The sequence below is a fragment of the Exiguobacterium oxidotolerans JCM 12280 genome, assembly GCF_000702625.1.
Classification (GTDB): Bacteria; Bacillota; Bacilli; order Exiguobacteriales; family Exiguobacteriaceae; genus Exiguobacterium_A; species Exiguobacterium_A oxidotolerans.
The window spans coordinates 2,693,943-2,712,584 of sequence record NZ_JNIS01000001.1 but is presented as its reverse complement, the minus strand read 5'-3'; the positions used below and the strand labels follow the sequence as shown (position 1 = coordinate 2,712,584).

Genomic DNA, 18,642 nt, shown 5'->3' with positions numbered 1-18,642 from the left:
AGCACGTGCACTTCCTTTCTGAAGTTCTCTTTTCCCTATCATACAATCGAAAAAACAGCCGAATCAATCATCGGCTGTTTTTCTATCCTGTTAAATCAAGTTTAATTCTTGTCCGACTTGTTTGAAGGCTTCGATTGCTTGTTCCAAGTCGTCCCGCGTATGCTCTGCCGTAACGATTGTCCGGACACGTGCTTTCCCTTTCGCGACCGTTGGGAAGGCAATTCCTTGCGCGAAGACGCCGTGAGCACGCAGTTGATCGGACAACTTATGACAAAGCGCTTCGTCGCCGACGATGACCGGTGTGATCGGCGTCGTCGATGTGCCGATGTCAAAGCCAAGATCCCGTAGTCCTTGTTTGAAGAACTCTGTGTTTTCCCAAAGACGGTCGAACAGTTCCGTCTCTTCTTCCATTACCCGCAGTGCTTCGCGGTTTGCTTCGACGACAGCTGGCGGATGTGACGTCGAGAAGAGGAAGGGACGTCCTTTATGGATTAAGTAGTCTTTGACATGCTGTTCACATGCAACATACCCGCCGAGGACACCAATGGCTTTCGATAAGGTACCGACTTGCAGGGCGACACGACCGTCAAGACCGAAGTGATTAACCGTCCCGCGGCCGCTTTTCCCTAACACACCCGATGCATGGGCGTCATCGACCATGACAAGCGCATCGTACTTTTCTGCGAGTTCGACGATTTCCGGAAGTGGTGCGATGTTCCCGTCCATCGAGAAGACACCGTCCGTGACGACGAGTCGTGTCCGTGCGTCTTGCGTCTCTTGGAGCGCTGCTTCAAGGTCCGCTAAGTCAACGTGTTTATAAATGCGGCGTTTCGCTTTCGTCAAGCGAATCCCATCGATGATCGAAGCATGATTAAGGGCATCGGAAATGACGACATCCTCTGGTCCGAGCAGTGCCGACAAGACACCGAGGTTCGTTGCGAATCCCGACTGGAAGACAAGTGCTGCTTCCGTATGTTTGAATGTTGCCAGTTCCCGCTCGAACGCTTCATGCATTTCGAGTGTTCCCGCGATCGTCCGGACCGATCCTGTCCCGGCACCGAATTCAAGTGCTGCATCCGCTGCCCGTTTTGCGAGACGCGGGTGCGCCGCGAGTCCGAGATAATTGTTTGAAGATAGTTGAATCAGTTCTTTTCCATCAATCGTCACACGATTGTGTTGTGCACTTTCGAGTGGTACGAGCTTGCGGAACGTCCCCGCCGCTTTCATTTCCTCTAATTCTGTCCGTAAGTGTTCGAAACCCATCAATTCGTCCCCCTTGGTTGTAGTACAACTTTTCCACATTTCCCTTGGCGCATCAATTCGAATCCTTCTTCAAAACGTTCGAGTGGTAACGTATGTGTGATCAACGGTTTGACGTCGACTTTTCCACTTGAGAGGAAGGCAGAGACTTGGCTCCATGTTTCATACATCTTCCGTCCCGTGATTCCTTGGACGCGAACCCCTTTAAAGACGACATGGTTCGTCAAGTCGATTTCGACCGGTTTGACGGGAAGACTTAAGATGTTGACATCTCCACCTGCCGTCACCATTTCAAAGGCTTGCCTGATTGCGACGGGGTGACCACTCATCTCACAGACGACATCAATTCCGTCGCCGTCCGTCATCATCATGATCCGTTCGATGACGTCATCATGGCGTGAATCAAGGACGACATCTGCCCCCATCGTTTTCGCAAGCTCTAACCGATACGGATTGACATCAATGGCGACGACTTCCGCTGCCCCTGCCGCTTTCGCGACAGAGACCGCCATCAAACCGATTGGACCGCAGCCGACGATGGCGACCGTCTTGGCACTGACATCGCTTGCGAGTACCGTATGGACGGCATTCCCCATCGGTTCTTGAATCGACGCGATGCTTGCCGGCATTTCTTCCGGATTGACCCAGAGGTTTTCTTCCGGCATGACGACATACTCGGCAAAACAGCCTTGTGTATCGACACCGATGATTTTTGTATTCTTACAAATGTGATACTGTCCGCGCAAACATTGTTTACACTGATGACAGACGATGTGTGTTTCAGCCGAGACATGATCGCCGAGTTTCAGCCGTTTTGTCCCCTCACCGAGTTCGACGACTTCTCCCGAAAACTCATGACCGAATACATAAGGTGGATTGACGCGCGATGCAGCCCAGGCATCCCACTCATAAATGTGGACGTCCGTCCCACAAATCGATGTCGCTTCGACACGGATCAATACTTCGCCACGCCCCGGTACAGGAACAGCAACTTCTTTTAAGACCGCTCCGAACCCACGCTCCTCTTTGACGAGCGCCCGCATCGTTGTTGTCTTCGTCGTCTGTTCTACCGCCGTCACTAATTTCGTCATCATTCCCCGACTCCTTCATGGGTCATCCCGCTTTCTCTAATTCGGTAATGACCAAATGTTTAGCATCCCCAAAAACCAAACCATTATTCGTCTCTATTTTACATGAATTCAGCAGCGAGTTGGTTAAATGTTTCTTGATTCATTTCAAGATCGGCAAACGTCAGTCCCGTCTCATCATACCCATCGATTTGTGACTGATAGTCGAGCCGCGAATCATCTTGATAAATCAGACCCATGACGAGTCCGTCGTGCTCATGGACGACGCGTTTCGCTGTATCGAGATTCGTTGCATCATACCCCTCAATCTCGTCCAGTTTCGTCAAATTTTGTTTGAACCAATCGTACGTGTTGACCTTGTTAAACGTCACACAGGGACTGAAGACATTGATGAAGGCGAACCCTTTATGTTCCGTCGCTTGTTCAATCAGTCGTGTCAATCCTTTTAAGTCGTTCGAGAAACTTTGGGCGACGAACGTCGCACCGGCCGTCAAAGCAAGCTCGACCGGTGAGATGCTCTTCTCAATCGAGCCTTTCGGTGTCGACTTCGTTTTGAATCCGGGAGCAGATGTCGGCGACGTCTGCCCCTTCGTCAAACCGTAGATTTGATTGTCCATGACGATGTACGTCATGTCGACATTTCGTTTGAAGGCATGGACCGTGTGCCCCATTCCGATCGCAAACCCATCTCCGTCCCCGCCGGATGCGATGACCGTCAACTCACGGTTTGCCATCTTGACGCCTTGGGCAATCGGGAGTGAACGACCGTGGACACCATGAAACCCATAAGTATTGATGTATCCGGAAATCCGGCCAGAACAGCCGATTCCGGAAATCAAAGCCAGTTCTTCCGGCTCAAGACCGACGTTCGCGACGGCACGTTGAATCGCTGCCTGAATTGAGAAGTCACCACATCCCGGACACCAGTTTGGTTTGACATCATTTCGAAAATCTTTAAAGGTTGCCATTAAAAACGCCTCCTGCTACTACCTGTTCTACGACTTCTGCCGGATAGAACGGATCACCGTTGAATTTCAAGATGTGTTCAATCTTCTCTGCGAACCCACAGTTCATCTGAATCAGTTTCGCGAGTTGGCCGGTCGCATTGTATTCGACGACGACGACTTTTTTCGCCCGCTCGAGATGTGGACGGACGAGTTCACTCGGGAACGGGTGCATTTGACGAATATGCAAGTGATCGACTTTGATGCCGTCTGCTTCTAATCGTGGCATCACTTCTTCAATCGTCCCGCGCGTCGAATTGAAACCGACGAACAGGATGTCTGGCGTCTGATGCTGTTCCGTCACAAGGACAGCGTCTGCTAAACGGAATTGATTGAGTTTGCGTAAACGTTTCGTCATTTGATCGACCCGGTTCTTCGTTGCTTCCGAAGGACGTCCTTCTTCGTTATGTTCGACGCCCGTCACGTGATGAATCCCGTGTTTCATTCCCGGGACGACACGCGGGCTGATGCCGTCTTCCGTCACTTCATACCGTTTGAAGTAGTCTTTCCCGGAAAGCTCGGGTAAGTCGCCTTGCAGTAATTTTCCGCGTCGGATTTCGACCCGTTCTAAGTCGAGCGGCTCGACCGATTGTTTTCCGAGCGATAACATCAAGTCGGTCAAAAGGATGACCGGACATTGGTATTCTTCTGCGATATTAAAGGCTTCCGCCGCATCATAAAACGCTTCTTCGACTGTCGATGGTGCAAGGACGACTTTTGGAATCTCACCATGCGTGCTGTAAATCATCGCCATCAAGTCCGATTGCTCTTGTTTCGTCGGGAGTCCCGTTGACGGTCCTCCCCGTTGTGTATCGATGATGACGAGTGGTGTTTCCGTCATCCCGGACAACCCGATGGCTTCCGCCATCAAGGATAGTCCTGGTCCAGCCGACGCCGTCAAGGCACGGACACCAGCATAATTCGCGCCGATCGCCATCGTGACAGCTGCCAGTTCATCCTCTGTCTGAACGACCGTTCCCCCGAACTGTGGTAATTTTTTGATTAAGTACTCCATGATTTCTGACGATGGTGTGATTGGGTAAGCGGCCATCAAGCGGGCTCCCCCTGTCACGGCACCGAGGGCAATCGCATCGTTGCCAATCATGAACATGCGTTGCTTCCCGTCGGCCGGTTCCAGGATGAACCGCTCGGCATCGAGTGCCATCTCTTCAAAAGCAGCTGCTCCTTCACGAATCGCCGATAAGTTCTTTGCGACCATCTCCGGACCTTTGCGACCAAAAATTTGTTCAACGACGGCTTCAAACCGTTCTGGATCAATTCCGAGAATCGCACTTGAAGCACCGATTGCGACCATGTTTTTCATCAGTGCGGTTCCAAGACCCGCTGCGATTTCCGTAAACGCAATCGGATAGAGATCGGCACGCGAAGCATCCGGATTCGTCGGCTTGAACTTTGCGTCGGCAATGATGATCGCCCCCTGTCGTAACTCGTGGAAATTGACATCGATCGTCTCTTGATCAAATGCCACTAAAATATCGAGATCGTCCGCGACGGTCCGAACTTCATGTGTCGCCACACGAATCTTATTGTTTGTATGTCCACCTTTGATGCGTGAAGAAAAGTGACGATATCCATATAAATAATAACCAAGACGGTTGAGGGCAATCGCAAAAATCTCACCTGTCGATTCGATTCCCTCCCCCTGCTGTCCGCCTACTTTCCATGATAATTGATTGTACATCGACGTTCGCTCCTTCTCTGTCCCCTGAAATGATGGAAGCGTCTTACTTTACTATCCTCCTTCATGATACCGATTTACAGATACTTGTACAATCCTCCCCCGGAAATCCGTTCGTTTTTTTGATTTTCGTCACGACAAAAAGATCATCTACTCTAGCCGAGTAGATGATCACGTGTATTTAGGACCTATGTCCGAACGATCTTAGCGTGGTTCAACGATGAGTTTAATTGCAGTCCGTTCTTCGCCATCAATCATGATGTCGGTAAAGGCTGGGATACAGATTAAATCCATGCCAGCTGGCGCAACGAATCCTCGCGCAATCGCGACCGCCTTAATGGATTGATTGAGCGCACCCGCACCGATTGCCTGAATCTCGACAGAACCTTTCTCTCGAAGCACGCCCGCAATCGCTCCTGCGACGGCGTTCGGATTCGATTTAGCTGATACTTTCAGGGCGTCCATGCAATGTACCTCCCAATCAAAAATGACACTTAATCAAAGAATATCGATTGATCCGTCAAATGAATCCGTTCAATCTTCGTTGCTTTTTTCGTCGCATCATCGATATGAATCAAGACTCCATTTAGTTGTTCCCGTCCTTCCGCAACTTCAAACCGAGTTGGAAGCTGTGTCTTAAATTTTCGTAAGACATCATCTTTACGCATCCCGAGGACACCGTCCAGTGGACCTGTCATGCCGACATCCGTGATGTAAGCTGTTCCACCGTCAAGCACACGTTCGTCGGCAGTTTGGACGTGCGTGTGGGTTCCGACGACGGCTTGAACACGTCCGTCGAGGTGATAACCCATCGCGATTTTTTCACTCGTTGCTTCCGCATGGACGTCAACGAAAATCGCATCGACTTCCCCTTCGACTTCCGCTATCAATTCATCGACGGTCCGGAAGGGATCTCCGAGAGCAGGTAAAAAGACTGTGCCTTGGACATTGATGACGGCAATTTTTTTGTTCCCGACTTTTAAGACCATCATGCCACGACCGGGAGTCCCTTCCGGATAGTTCGCTGGACGGACAATCCGGTCTGCGTCATCAATCCAGTCAAAAATGTCCCGATTGTCGAACGTATGATTTCCCATCGTGATGCCATGGAAACCGAGTTCGAGTAATTGGTGATAAATCGACTTCGTGATTCCCCGACCATGGGCCGAGTTTTCACCGTTGACGAGCATGACGGTTGGATTGTACTTCGACTTCAGGCGTGCTGTGAATTGTTGTAAGATGTGTCGGCCCGGTGCGCCAACGACGTCTCCGATAAATAGAATTTTCATGCTTTTTTCCTCCAATACATTAAAAAAGTGGCGGTCGCCCGCCACTTTGCTTATTTTGCGTATTCGACTGCTCGTGTTTCCCGAATGACCGTGACCTTGATATGACCCGGATAATCGAGTTCTTCTTCGATTTTCTTCCGGATATCACTCGCCATCTTGTGTGCTAAGACATCATCGACAACGTCAGGACGGACGATAATCCGAACTTCACGACCGGCTTGAATCGCAAACGATTTTTCAACACCATCGAATGATTCTGAAATTTCTTCCAAACGTTCGAGGCGTCGAATGTAACTTTCAAGCGTTTCTTGTCGTGCACCTGGACGTGCTGCTGACAGTGCGTCCGCTGCTGCGACGAGGACGGAGATGACCGAAGTCGCTTCCGTATCACCATGGTGAGAAGCAATCGCATTGATGACTGTCGGATGCTCTTTGTACTTCGTACCGAGCTCGACACCAATCTCAACGTGACTTCCCTCCACTTCATGGTCAATCGCTTTTCCGATATCGTGCAGAAGACCTGCTCGTTTCGCAAGCGTGACATCTTCGCCAAGTTCCGCTGCCATCATTCCCGCAAGATGCGCGACTTCAAGTGAGTGGAACAAGACGTTTTGTCCGTAACTCGTCCGGTATTTCAAGCGGCCGAGAATTTTGACGAGATCTGGATGGATTCCATGAATCCCGACATCATACGTCGCTTCTTCTCCGATTTCACGAATTCGTTCATCGACTTCGCGACGTGATTTGTCGACCATCTCTTCAATCCGTGCCGGATGAATTCGACCGTCTTGGACAAGTTTCTCAAGCGCCATTTTCGCCACTTCACGACGAATTGGATCAAATCCAGACAAGATAACAGCTTCCGGTGTATCATCGATAATTAAATCGATTCCCGTTAACGTTTCAAGTGTCCGAATGTTACGCCCTTCACGACCGATGATTCGACCCTTCATCTCATCATTCGGTAGGTTAACGACAGATACCGTCGTCTCAGCGATATGTTCAGCGGCGAACCGTTGAATCGCGAGGGACAAGATGTTACGTGCTTTCTTGTCGGCTTCTTCTTTTGCTTTTTGTTCGATTTCTTTTTGTAGCATTGCCGCATCATGCAGCGCAGCTTGTTTTGTCTCATCCATGATGATAGCGCGCGCTTCGTCTTGCGAAAGATTCGCAACACGTACGAGCTCTTGGCGACCTTCTTCATACAGATCCTCAACTTTGCGTTCTAACGCTTCAGCTTGTTGCTTCCGCTTCGCGATCTCAGCGTCTCGTGTGTTGATTTGATCTTCCTTTCGGTCGATTGAGTCGACACGGCGATCGAGAGTCTCTTCTTTTTGGAGCAAGCGGGCTTCTTGTTTGGTTAGCTCTTGACGACGTTCACGAAGTTCTTTTTCTACTTCATTGCGAAGTTTAAAAGCTTCATCTTTCGCTTCGAGTAATGCTTCTTTTTTCGTTGCTTCCGCTGACACTTGTGCCCGTTCGACGATTTTTGTCGCTTCGGTTTCCGCGCCTTGAATCTTTGCTTCAGCAATCGATTTCCGCAAGAAGTAGCCTACGATGAATGCGATGAGCAAAGTGAGGAGAAGTATGATAATCCAAGTTATTGTATCCATGGGTTCACCTCCCCTTTGCAAGGTGTTTCTTAGTTCATTTCGGTTTTCATCGAAGCTGTCTAAAAAACGTACATCTATATTGTAAGGATAGCACTCGTTCATTGTCAACGAACGGGCGGGAAAGAATTCCTTTGTTTTCCTCTTTTCAACAAAAAACACCTTGAATTGAGGTCACTTCAACGAAAAATCTAAAAAAAGATAACGTTCACTCCAGCGAGTAAACGTTATCGATTGTTCGATTCACCTTCAAGGAGGAATCGCCTCTATATTATTCTGCGAATAGATCTTCTGTTTCTTCTTCTACTTCCGCATCAAGTGCACGTTCAACAAGACCGTGGTGTTCACGAATCAAACGTTCGACTTCCTCAGCGACCTCAGGATGCTCGACCATGTATTGTTTCGCGTTTTCACGTCCTTGACCGAGACGTTCTGAATTATATGAGTACCATGCACCACTTTTTTGAACGATATCGAGATCTGTCCCGATGTCGATTAACTCACCGACTTTAGAAATCCCGAGACCATACATGATATCAACTTCTGCTTGTTTGAATGGTGGTGCAATTTTATTTTTAACGACTTTGATTTTTGTTTTATTCCCGACGATATCTGTTCCATTTTTCAATGCTTCCGCACGACGAACTTCAAGACGAACAGACGAGTAGAATTTCAAGGCACGTCCACCCGGAGTCGTTTCTGGGTTCCCGAACATGACGCCGATTTTTTCACGGATTTGGTTGATGAAGATGACAATCGTCTTCGATTTGTTTGTTGCACCAGACAACTTACGTAATGCCTGACTCATCAAACGTGCTTGGAGACCTACGTGGGAATCACCCATTTCCCCTTCGATTTCAGCTTTTGGTACGAGCGCTGCAACCGAGTCGACGACGAGCACGTCTACTGCACCTGAACGGACGAGGGCTTCAGCAATTTCAAGTGCCTGCTCCCCTGTATCCGGTTGTGATAACAATAACTCATCAATGTCGACACCAAGTTTATTTGCGTAGGCTGGATCTAACGCATGTTCTGCGTCGATGAACGCTGCCTGACCGCCTTGTTTTTGTACTGCTGCAATCGCGTGGAGCGCAACAGTCGTTTTACCAGAAGATTCTGGACCGTATACTTCGATTACCCGTCCACGTGGATATCCACCTGCACCGAGAGCTATATCTAATGTGATTGATCCAGAAGAAATCACAGATACCTTCTGGTCTGCATTTTCACCTAGTTTCATGATTGAACCTTTACCAAATTGCTTCTCTATCTGGCGTAATGCCATTTCAAGTGCTGCTTTACGATCACTCACGTAGCAGGCCTCCTTCTATTTATCTTACTGAGATTATTGTACTTCTTTTGAGACCGAATGACAAGCTTTTTACGAACATTTATTCGCATACTTGGAATTATTCTTATTTCGGTTGAACGGCAATTTTCTTAAGGTATTTCAACAGAAGGAAGTACGCATCTTTTACAGAACGTAATCTAATCATACCACGGTCGAATGCTGGGTAGGTAAATTCAACGACCTCCGTTCCGTCCGGTGTTGCTAGGGCGCAATAGACCGTTCCGACTGCTTTTCCACTATTACTCGTCGGTCCCGCTTCCCCTGTCAACGCAATAGCAAGATTCGATTGATAGAGACGTCTCGCTCCTTCAGCCATCGCAATCGCGACGTCAGCGCTGACGGCCGTTTGTTCGCGCAGCAAGGTTTCGCTAACGCTTAATAGGTTACGCTTCGCTGCATCGTCATAGACGACGGCACCCCCACGAAAGCTGTTGCTTGCTCCCGCAATGTCAGTCAAACCGCTCGCAAAGGCTCCTCCTGTTAAAGACTCCGCTGCCGCAAGCGTCACGCCTGCCTCTTCACAAGTCCGTAAGACGACTTCCGGTAAACTCGTTTCACCATAGCCATAAAAGTAATCCTCGACTTCCGCAAGGACAAGTCGTTCGAGTCCATCAAGCATCTCGATGGCAACTTGTTCCTGCGCTGCTTTCGCCGTCAGACGTAACCGGACTTCAGCAAGTTCCGCGTACGGTGCGATCGATGGGTTTTGCGACGAACGAATCAAATCCGTCAATCGGTCGTTCAGTGCCGATTCACCGATTCCGAAAAAGCGAAGTGTTCTCGATTTGATCGTCTCCTGTCCAAACAAATGATCAAAATGATCGGCGATGATTTGCTTCATTTCCCGCGGGACACCTGGTAATAAGATATATTGGTGGTCAGCCGTCTTCAGCGACATCCCTGGCGCGAGACCTGCACCGTTCGAAAGGACATCTGCCCCTTCAATGACCAGCGCCTGTTTTTTTTCATTATCGGTCATCATACGACCACGTGTTTTCAAAAAACCTTCAATCCGGCTGTACGCGACTTCGTCGACTTGAAGACGACGTCCGAGTAGCTTAGCGAGCACTTCTTTCGTTAAATCATCTTCTGTCGGTCCTAGTCCCCCCGTGATGACGAGGAGGTCGGCACGTGCTTGTGCCTGTTTGAAGACGTCCGTCATCCGCGCCTCATTATCGCCGACGACACTATGATAATGGACATCAATGCCGCAACTCGCGAGCCATTCCGAGAGGTACTGTGCATTCGTATTGGCGATTTCTCCCAATAATAGTTCACTTCCGACTGCTATGATTTCTGCTTTCATCTTTATTCCCCGCTTTCAAAAGTATATAAAAAGACTGTCCGATTTAGCGAACAGCCTTGTTTGAGATAAGTTACATCGATTTCGTAATTAATTTAATGTTTTTCGAGAAATATTCAGCGCCTGAATAAATCGTTAAGATTAACGCCAGCCACATCGTGATTTCAGCAAACGGGATATTGAGTAATGCGAATCCGATGTCGTGGAGCAAGAACGCGATGATTGACGTCAGTTGAACCCACGTCTTCGCCTTACCTGAGTTTCCGGCTGCTAAGACGATTCCTTCGTCTGATGCGACAAGACGAAGCCCTGTCACGGCAAACTCACGGCAGAGAATGATGACGACGACCCAAGCTGCAACGAAATCGAGCTCTACAAGGTACACGAGTGCAGCTGCGACTAACATCTTATCAGCGAGTGGATCCATAAACTTTCCGAAATTCGTGACTAACTTATTTTTACGTGCCAAGTAACCATCCAACCAGTCCGTGATGGCAGCAACTGAAAAAATCATCGCCGCAACAAAATGAGAAACCGGAAGTTCGGCACCGAGAACGTCCCATTGACCCCAGTTTGGGTCGATGGCGAGTACTGCGACAAAGACAGGAATTAACAAGACACGTAATACCGTCAATTGATTAGGCAAGTTCATTCTGGTATCCTCCTCCTTTTTATGTAAGATCAGTAGCTATGCCGTCTTACGGCGTAGCTACTTTCTTCAAGTAAATATTTTGAACGAGGAGCGAACGGTTAAGTTTGAGCTCCTGATCATTGACGACGATTTTATCGATGCCTTTAATTGAACCGATGCGAATCCGAATCAAATCTGTTTTCGCATCTTTGACGACGACCGGGTTCGGATCAGACGCATTGATATGGTCTGGCGCAAGCGCCTCTCCTTCAAGCGATGTATCACGTACTCCGACAAACGGTGACGGCGATGCATCTTTTTTGATGCTGATCGAGACATCCATCGTTTTATCCGCCGGTACTTCATATGTGATATCTTGCCCAGAGGTCGTTTTCGCCACTAACGGCTTCTTGACTTCCTCTTTCGGTTCTTCTGTTACTTCTTCTTTTGGTTCTTCTTTCGGCTCTTCCGTTGCCGGAACATCCGTCTCCTGACTCGGAGCGTCTCCTTCGTCAATCGTCACATCACTCTGTTTCGGTGCTGCCGTATTGGCTTTATCACTCGAATCGAGGAAATTTTGCAACGCATAGTAAAGTGCGACACCAATCGCAAAGATTAACAGGATGATAATGATGTTTGGAATCCACCGTTTGGCAACACTCTTTTTCGGAGCCGTCGACTTCGAATAGGTTGCGCGTCGTGACAACTCGACGACCGGTTGTGCTTCAGGTTCCGGCAAGTCTCTTTTATACGTCTCAAACACTTCGTCTACGTCCAGACCGAGTGCTTCGGCATACGTTTTGATGAAAGCACGTGCATAAAAAGCACCAGGCAATTGATCGTAGGCACCTTCTTCAATCGCGACGATATAGCGCTTTTGAATTTTAGTCGTGCTTTGAATTTGTTCTAGCGAGACGCCTAATGTCTCACGTTGTTCTTTTAAGTAGGTTCCGAGCTCGGTCATCGGTAACACACCTTCCATTTTCATTACTTATTTAAAAATTGAACCATTCATTTCCGCCAAGTGCACGTGGAGGTTCGGTCACGATGATTTCTTCGGTCGTGTTGCGTAATTCAATGATGTAATCGAAATCATCCCACGTGTATTCACTGGACTTAACGAACGCATCCGGATGTTCGACGATTTTCGTCGCTGGCAAACGCATGACTTCCCGTAAAATTTGCCAATGGCGCTCATCAAAGTGCCGTTGGGACACAAGGGCATCGATGATGTAGACGTAGTCGCCCGTCCGTTCATCGTCAAATAACGAAGTTCTGACCGTTTGTTTGATTAAAGTCGACGATAAGAACAACCATTTCTTATTCGCGCTGACACTTGCTGCGACGATCGATTCTGTTTTCCCGACCCGTGGCATGCCACGGACACCAATCAGCAGATGCCCATCCTGCTTACATAGTTCAGCCATGAAATCGACGAGAATCCCTAAGTCTTCTCGAACAAAACGGAATGTTTTTAATTCATCACTACTATGGTCGATATAACGACCATGACGAATCGCAATCCGGTCACGCAACTTCGGCTTCCGGAGTTTGACGATCTCAATCGTCGACATCGTCTTTAAGATGGCTGCGAGTCGCGGTATTTGATCAGGCTGTTTCGTTTGAAGTAACATGCCGCGGCGCTCACGATCAACACCATTGATCGTGACAATCGAGATATGTAGCATCCCCATAAGTGAAGCAATATCTCCAAGCACCCCCGGACGATCGACATTCAATTCGTACTCAAGGTACCACTGTTCGAATTCACCCACTCGCTAGCCCTCCTCGTCTATACGGTTATCCATTCCCCATGTTAAATGATTTTTTGAAAAATGAAAAGCATTCCTCGCTCAATTCTCAAGCGATCACATCCACGCGCCATCAATTTTTAAAATGGCTCCCGAGATATATCCAGCCTCTTCCCCCATTAAAAATGTGATAGCCGAGGCTACTTCTTCTTCCGTCCCGAACCGACCAGCCGGAATCTCCGCTAAGGCTTGTACGCGATCTTCCTTCGAAAAAACGGCATTCATTGGCGTATCAATCCAACCAGGCGTGACGGCATTGATCCGTCCGTTCATTGCGCCTAGTTCCTTGCTATAAGCTTTTACGAAACCAAGTTGCGCCGCCTTACAGCTCGAATAAACGACTTCTCCGGCTGCACCGAACTCACCTAAGACACTGCTGACGACAACGATCGACAACGGTGCGGAGAATGGTTTTTTGTGCGTCAAGAACTGACTGATGCGAATGAGCGATTCGACGTGCAAGGTCATCATCGATTCAATTGAGTTCGTCGATTGATCGATTAACAACCCACTAAAGCTCGTCCCGGCGATATGGACGAAACCATCGACTGGTGGCAAACCCTCACAAAGAGAGGCAATCTTTTCCCGATTCGACAAATCGCCTGCGACGATTTCAGTCGTCACAGGCAACTCCTGTACAAATTGTTCAAGCTCTGTTTGTCGTTGATGTGTATGCAAGACAAGTTCATGTCCGGCTGCTGCCAGGCGTCTTGCTGTCGCTAGACCAATGGCACCACTGGCACCTGTAATAAAAATCCGCATCGGTTACACATATGGTTTGACGATTGAAATCGCTCGGTTCTCAAGCGCAAACAATTCGTCAAAACGTGCTTCAATTTCCTCTTTCGTAATCGAAGCAATCAATGTCGGCAACGCAAACATGTTCGTGTCCGCTAAAGCATGACGTGAAAACTGATTGGCGATAAATTCCGGCGAATTCAATGCCCGTAAGAATTTTCCTTGCATCATATTCCGCTTCCGGACGACTTCCGTCTCGCTGAACGAGGGGCGCTTCGTAAGAAGCTCCTCATACGCTGCGATGAAACGTTCCGGATCTTCCGTTTCCATCCCGAATGTTGCAAAAGCAAATTCTTCTTCGCTCGAATAATCAAAACTGAATGTATCGTCAATCAACCCTTCTTCATACAAATCGAGATACGTCGAAGAGGTTTGATCAAACAAGAGATGTAGGAGTAACTCACTCGTCATTTCTCGGCGGACTTGTTCTTCGCCACGAAGTGATTCATCTTTATATCCAATCAAGACTTTCGGTGTCTTGACGTCGAGCTCGAGTTCGAATCGCGGACGTGCGACTTCTTTCGGTTCAACGCCGTAATCGCGTTCGATTGCCGGACGGTCTGTATAATCTTTTTTCGCTTGATTTTGTTTGATCAACTCGAGTGTTTCCGCAGGATTGATGTTTCCGACGACGAACAATACCATGTTCGACGGATGATAAAACGTCCGGTAACACGTATACAAATCATCGGCTGTAATCTTGTCAATCGACTCCGGTGTACCCGCGATGTCGATCCGAACCGGGTGATTCGCGTACATCGATTCGATGAGTCCGAAGAATAGACGCCATCCAGGATTATCTTGGTACATCTGAATTTCTTGCGTAATGATGCCTTTTTCTTTCTCGACGCTCTCCGGTGTAAAGTAAGGATCTTGAACGAAATCAATCAATGTTTCGAGATTCTGCTCGATCAGTGATGTCGCGGAAAACAAATACGCTGTCCGTGAGAATGAGGTAAAGGCGTTCGCTGATGCACCGAGACGACCAAATTCTTGGAAGACGTCCCCTTGCTCAGACTCAAACATTTTATGCTCGAGGAAGTGGGCAATCCCGTCCGGTACGCTCACCCAGTCCTCACCTTTTTTGAAACGATTATCGATTGAACCATAGCGGGTCGTAAACGTCGCATACGTTTTTTCATAGCCTTTTTTCTGAAGTAAATAAACAGACAAGCCATTGTCTAATTGTTCGAAAAATACCGTTTCATCTGTATCATGATACGTTAACTGTTCCATTATTCTTCACCTCGCAATAAGTAGACTGCCTCTAGTTCGATTTTAGCGGCTAGACGAACAACGTCTTCACGCGTCGCCGTCTCGATGATATGAATTTCATCTTCTAGCGTCAATCCACGCATTTTCGACCCGTTCAACCAGCCAATCAATTGTCCGGGTTGATCAAGAATTTGACGACGCGCATTGATGAGCATCGCTTTCGTTTGTGTCAACTCTTCAGCCGTAAAGTTTCCGGCTTTCAAATCGACTAGCTGTTCCTTGATGATTGTTTCTGCCCGTTCCGCTTTTTGAGTTTCGACACCGGAATAGACATATAATGCACCATTCAACGCCGCATAGCGCGATGCTGCATAATACGCGAGACTTTCTTTTTCCCGGACATTCATGAACAATTTCGAATGGGGGAATCCACCGAAAAGACCGTTGACGATTTGCATCCGAATCGAGTCAGCAGATGTCGGATCGACTGCAACACGGTAGCCTAAATGTAACTTTCCTTGTTTGATTGGTTGTGTCTCTGATGAACGCTTCACACCAGCGACTTGTTTTAAGGCCGGGATATAATGACTCGTTTTTTCACTGTGCGAAGGCAAGAAGGATAATGCCTCTTCCATTTCGTCACGCGTCACATGACCGACGACGAAAACATCGATCCGGTCGTTTTCAACCATCGACCGATATGTATCCCGTAAGGAGGATGTTGTAATTTTCTCTAATCCTTCGAGTGTACCGAGTGACGACAGTGAAACGGCTTCTCCAGGGGCCATTAACTCAAGAAGACGCTGCTGGGCAAAACGCATTTTATCATCATAAAGTGAGCTGATCCGTAACGCATGGAGACGTTTTTCCTGTTTGACGAACTGTTCACGGAAGCCGCCTTCGGTTAAGTCAGGATAGAAAATCATTTGTTCGAGCAAATCAAGCGCCTCTTCAAGCAACGTCTCGTGCCGCACGAGATCGCCTCGGACGACATCGAGTTGGAATGAAATAACATGCTCTTCGCCGAATTTCGAAGCATCTGCATAAAGTCCCGCATCATATAAGGTTTCGAGTGGTTCACGTAGCGCCTTCATCGATGGATAGGCCGCTGTCGATTTTTCCATGATGTACGGTAAGATCGCCCGGCTCGTCAGCGTTTTTTCTTCAAGTGGTGCAGAAAATGTGACGAGTACGGTCGTTGTCTTGAATTTATCGGTCGGGACGAGATGGTACGTCGTCCCCTCTTTTTTCCATGTTTCGAATGACTGACTCATTTACTCTCCATCCTTTCGTTTAAACACATGTGCACTGCGAAGGTATTCAATATCTGCTGTTTGATTGACTGCATTCTCATAACGCGCTGCGGCAAAGAAAAAGTCACTCAGCCGATTGATGAATGGCAAGAGGTGACGAGCTTGATCGACATCGACCATCGAACGTTCAATCCGTCGACAAATCGTTCGCGCAACATGCAGGCTTGCCGCCGCTTCCGTTCCGCCTGGCAAAATAAACTTATCGAGCGGAGGAGATAATTCCGTTAAACTATCAATCCAACTCTCGAGATCTTCTGTCGCAGTTTGACTCAAGCGGGATTCTTTTTGTTCGACGTACATTAAGTCACTTCCACAATCAAACAAGGCATGTTGAATGACAATCAATTGTTCTTTTACTTCAATCGAAGTTGCTTTTGTCCGTGCGAGGCCGACGAAGCTGTTCAGTTCATCCAGTTCACCCATCAAATCGATTTGCACATCATTTTTTTAACGCGGCCACCGACGAGCGATGTTTCCCCTGAATCCCCGGTTTTTGTATAAATCTTCATTTTTCTCACTCCTATAGCGAAAGGAAGCGAATCAGAGAGTTCGCTTCCTTTGTTTTTTCGGTAATCGAATTCGGAATGTCGAGCCTTCGCCAAGTTGGCTCTCGACTTCGACCTCCCCTTCATGCGAGCGAACGACGTTCACGACAATCGCGAGACCAATCCCTGTCCCTGTCTTGCCACGCGTCCTTGCTTTGTCCGCCTTATAGAAACGATCAAAAACGAACGGCACATCTTCTTCCGGAATTCCTGTACCGGAATCAATCACGGATAGGAATATGTTTTCCCTATCTTCCGCAATGTTAATCTCGATTTGCCCATCCTCGGTGTAACGGAGCGCATTGCCGAGTAAGTTCGTCAACACTTGCTCCATTTGATCAGGATCCGCTTCGAATTCAACGTTCGGGCCGACGACGTCAAACGATACACGTTTGTCGCGTCCCATTTGCTTGAATTTTTTAATCATCCGTTTTGCAAACGGGACAGCTTCCATCGGTTCAATCCGTAACTCTTGATGACCTGCCTCCATTCGGGCAAGATCGAGTAAATCATTGACGAGACGCGATAGACGTTGCGACTCATCGTAAATGATTGAAGCAAATTCTTTTGTCGCTTCATCGCTTTCCGTCATCCCGTCGACAATCGCTTCCGAGTACCCTTGGAGCATGACGAGCGGTGTCCGCAATTCATGACTGACGTTCGCAACGAAGTCGGCGCGCATCTTCTCGAGCTGCTGCGCTTCTGTCATGTCCCGTAAGACGGCAACAGCACCAATCTGCTCTTCGTGCTCAAGTAACGGACTGACAATAATAATGTAATAACGACCTTCCCGTTCAAAGGAAACGGTCATTTCCGTCTCTGTCCGCATGACGGTCTTGAACAAATCAATCAGTTCTTCCGGAACCGGTGCCCCTGCCAAAAAATCTTCTGCCGGCGGATTTGTCGCGAGCAACTCCCCGGAATCAGAGAACGTCAAGACGCCATCTGCCATACAGCGTAAAATCGATGACAACAGATGTCGTTCTTTATCGAGATCCGTGACGTATTGATTCAATTGGCTACTCATTTCATTGAAAGCTAACGCCAAGTCCCCGATTTCATCGCGTGAACGTTGCGTCAGACTTTGGTCGAACTTTCCTTCTCCGGCTTCGACGACAGCTTGACGAATCGTCCGCAGTGGTGCCGTGATGCGCGTCGAGAGGAAGAAGGCGAACACGGTCGTTCCGATGATTGCAAGCAGGACGCAGAGTTGAATGATCTGCCTTGCACCTTCATTCGCCTGTTCGATGTTCGTCAATTCTTCAATTAAATACGTCGTTCCCGCCTCGCTTGACGTTACGAGCGGAGCACGATAAGCGAGTGCTGCCTTGCCATTGAATACTTCATAGTTCCCAATCGCCGTCTCGCCCTCTTCACCATCAACTGCTTTCCAGTTCTGGCGCTCGAGCTCCTTGATCATACGTCGTGCCTTTTCCTCTGAAATATTCGTTTGAATCGTTTCGCCCTTCGTTGTCGCAATCAACGTCGCCCCGTAAATATCCGTAATTTCGACAGCGGTCGCCGATCCTTCCTCTAGCCCATCGTGCGCTTGGAAAACGGTCTCGACTTGTTGACCTAGCTTTGCGAGATGTCCTCGTTCTTGTTCAATGTGAAACGAGTTAAAAAATTCGAGTAACAAAATCGTCAAAGCAATTAAAACGACAGAAACGAGCAGTAAAATCGTTCCCCATAATTTGATGACGACACTCTGTAACCACTTCATCG

The 18,642-nt window shown here is 48.2% G+C and carries 17 protein-coding genes; all 17 read right to left on the bottom strand.

What is annotated here, in order from left to right:
- Positions 1-90: 90 nt before the first annotated feature.
- Complete coding sequence (locus P403_RS0113850) at positions 91-1,263, bottom strand: glycine C-acetyltransferase (RefSeq protein ID WP_029333196.1); 1,173 nt, start codon at positions 1,261-1,263, stop codon at positions 91-93.
- Positions 1,263-2,354, bottom strand: coding sequence for an L-threonine 3-dehydrogenase (gene tdh / locus P403_RS0113845; protein WP_029333194.1), 1,092 nt, complete (start codon positions 2,352-2,354; stop codon positions 1,263-1,265). The genes P403_RS0113850 and tdh overlap by 1 nt, the downstream gene beginning before the upstream one ends.
- Before the next feature lie 95 nt (positions 2,355-2,449).
- Positions 2,450-3,316 (bottom strand): 2-oxoacid:ferredoxin oxidoreductase subunit beta, encoded by an 867-nt coding sequence (locus P403_RS0113840; RefSeq protein ID WP_029333192.1) that lies wholly within the window; start codon positions 3,314-3,316, stop codon positions 2,450-2,452.
- Positions 3,303-5,054 carry a 2-oxoacid:acceptor oxidoreductase subunit alpha gene (locus P403_RS0113835; protein ID WP_029333190.1) on the bottom strand — a complete coding sequence of 584 codons (1,752 nt, stop codon included), beginning with the start codon at positions 5,052-5,054 and terminating at the stop codon, positions 3,303-3,305. The genes P403_RS0113840 and P403_RS0113835 overlap by 14 nt, the downstream gene beginning before the upstream one ends.
- Positions 5,055-5,255: 201 nt before the next feature.
- Positions 5,256-5,516, bottom strand: coding sequence for a stage V sporulation protein S (locus tag P403_RS0113830; RefSeq protein WP_029333189.1), 261 nt, complete (start codon positions 5,514-5,516; stop codon positions 5,256-5,258).
- A 29-nt stretch (positions 5,517-5,545) separates the two neighbouring features.
- Entirely contained in the window at positions 5,546-6,340 is a 795-nt protein-coding gene (locus P403_RS0113825; protein WP_029333188.1) for a TIGR00282 family metallophosphoesterase, read from the bottom strand.
- 50 nt (positions 6,341-6,390) lie between these two features.
- Positions 6,391-7,953, bottom strand: a complete 1,563-nt coding sequence (rny, locus tag P403_RS0113820) for a ribonuclease Y (RefSeq protein ID WP_029333187.1) — start codon at positions 7,951-7,953, stop codon at positions 6,391-6,393.
- Between the two features lie 268 nt (positions 7,954-8,221).
- On the bottom strand, positions 8,222-9,262 hold the full coding sequence (gene recA / locus P403_RS0113815) for a recombinase RecA (RefSeq protein WP_029333186.1): 1,041 nt from the start codon (positions 9,260-9,262) through the stop codon (positions 8,222-8,224).
- Positions 9,263-9,365: 103 nt separating this feature from the next.
- Positions 9,366-10,607 (bottom strand): competence/damage-inducible protein A, encoded by a 1,242-nt coding sequence (locus P403_RS0113810; RefSeq protein WP_029333185.1) that lies wholly within the window; start codon positions 10,605-10,607, stop codon positions 9,366-9,368.
- 70 nt (positions 10,608-10,677) lie between these two features.
- The gene (gene pgsA, locus P403_RS0113805; protein WP_029333184.1) at positions 10,678-11,256 is read right to left on the bottom strand and encodes a CDP-diacylglycerol--glycerol-3-phosphate 3-phosphatidyltransferase; all 579 of its coding nucleotides are present in this window, start codon (positions 11,254-11,256) and stop codon (positions 10,678-10,680) included.
- A 46-nt stretch (positions 11,257-11,302) separates the two neighbouring features.
- The gene (locus tag P403_RS0113800; protein WP_029333183.1) at positions 11,303-12,199 is read right to left on the bottom strand and encodes a helix-turn-helix domain-containing protein; all 897 of its coding nucleotides are present in this window, start codon (positions 12,197-12,199) and stop codon (positions 11,303-11,305) included.
- A gap of 31 nt (positions 12,200-12,230) precedes the next feature.
- On the bottom strand, positions 12,231-13,010 hold the full coding sequence (locus P403_RS0113795) for a DUF3388 domain-containing protein (RefSeq protein WP_029333182.1): 780 nt from the start codon (positions 13,008-13,010) through the stop codon (positions 12,231-12,233).
- Between the two features lie 93 nt (positions 13,011-13,103).
- Entirely contained in the window at positions 13,104-13,808 is a 705-nt protein-coding gene (gene ymfI / locus P403_RS0113790; RefSeq protein WP_029333181.1) for an elongation factor P 5-aminopentanone reductase, read from the bottom strand.
- Positions 13,809-13,811: 3 nt separating this feature from the next.
- Complete coding sequence (yfmH, locus tag P403_RS0113785; protein ID WP_029333180.1) at positions 13,812-15,080, bottom strand: EF-P 5-aminopentanol modification-associated protein YfmH; 1,269 nt, start codon at positions 15,078-15,080, stop codon at positions 13,812-13,814.
- Complete coding sequence (gene yfmF, locus P403_RS0113780; protein WP_029333179.1) at positions 15,080-16,333, bottom strand: EF-P 5-aminopentanol modification-associated protein YfmF; 1,254 nt, start codon at positions 16,331-16,333, stop codon at positions 15,080-15,082. Before yfmF ends, yfmH begins: the two co-directional genes overlap by 1 nt.
- Positions 16,334-16,795 carry a cob(I)yrinic acid a,c-diamide adenosyltransferase gene (locus tag P403_RS16140; protein ID WP_420805700.1) on the bottom strand — a complete coding sequence of 154 codons (462 nt, stop codon included), beginning with the start codon at positions 16,793-16,795 and terminating at the stop codon, positions 16,334-16,336. It abuts the gene before it with no gap.
- Positions 16,796-16,912: 117 nt separating this feature from the next.
- A complete protein-coding gene (locus P403_RS0113770; protein ID WP_029333178.1) occupies positions 16,913-18,640 on the bottom strand; it encodes a sensor histidine kinase in 1,728 nt (575 codons plus the stop codon).
- Positions 18,641-18,642 lie beyond the last annotated feature (2 nt).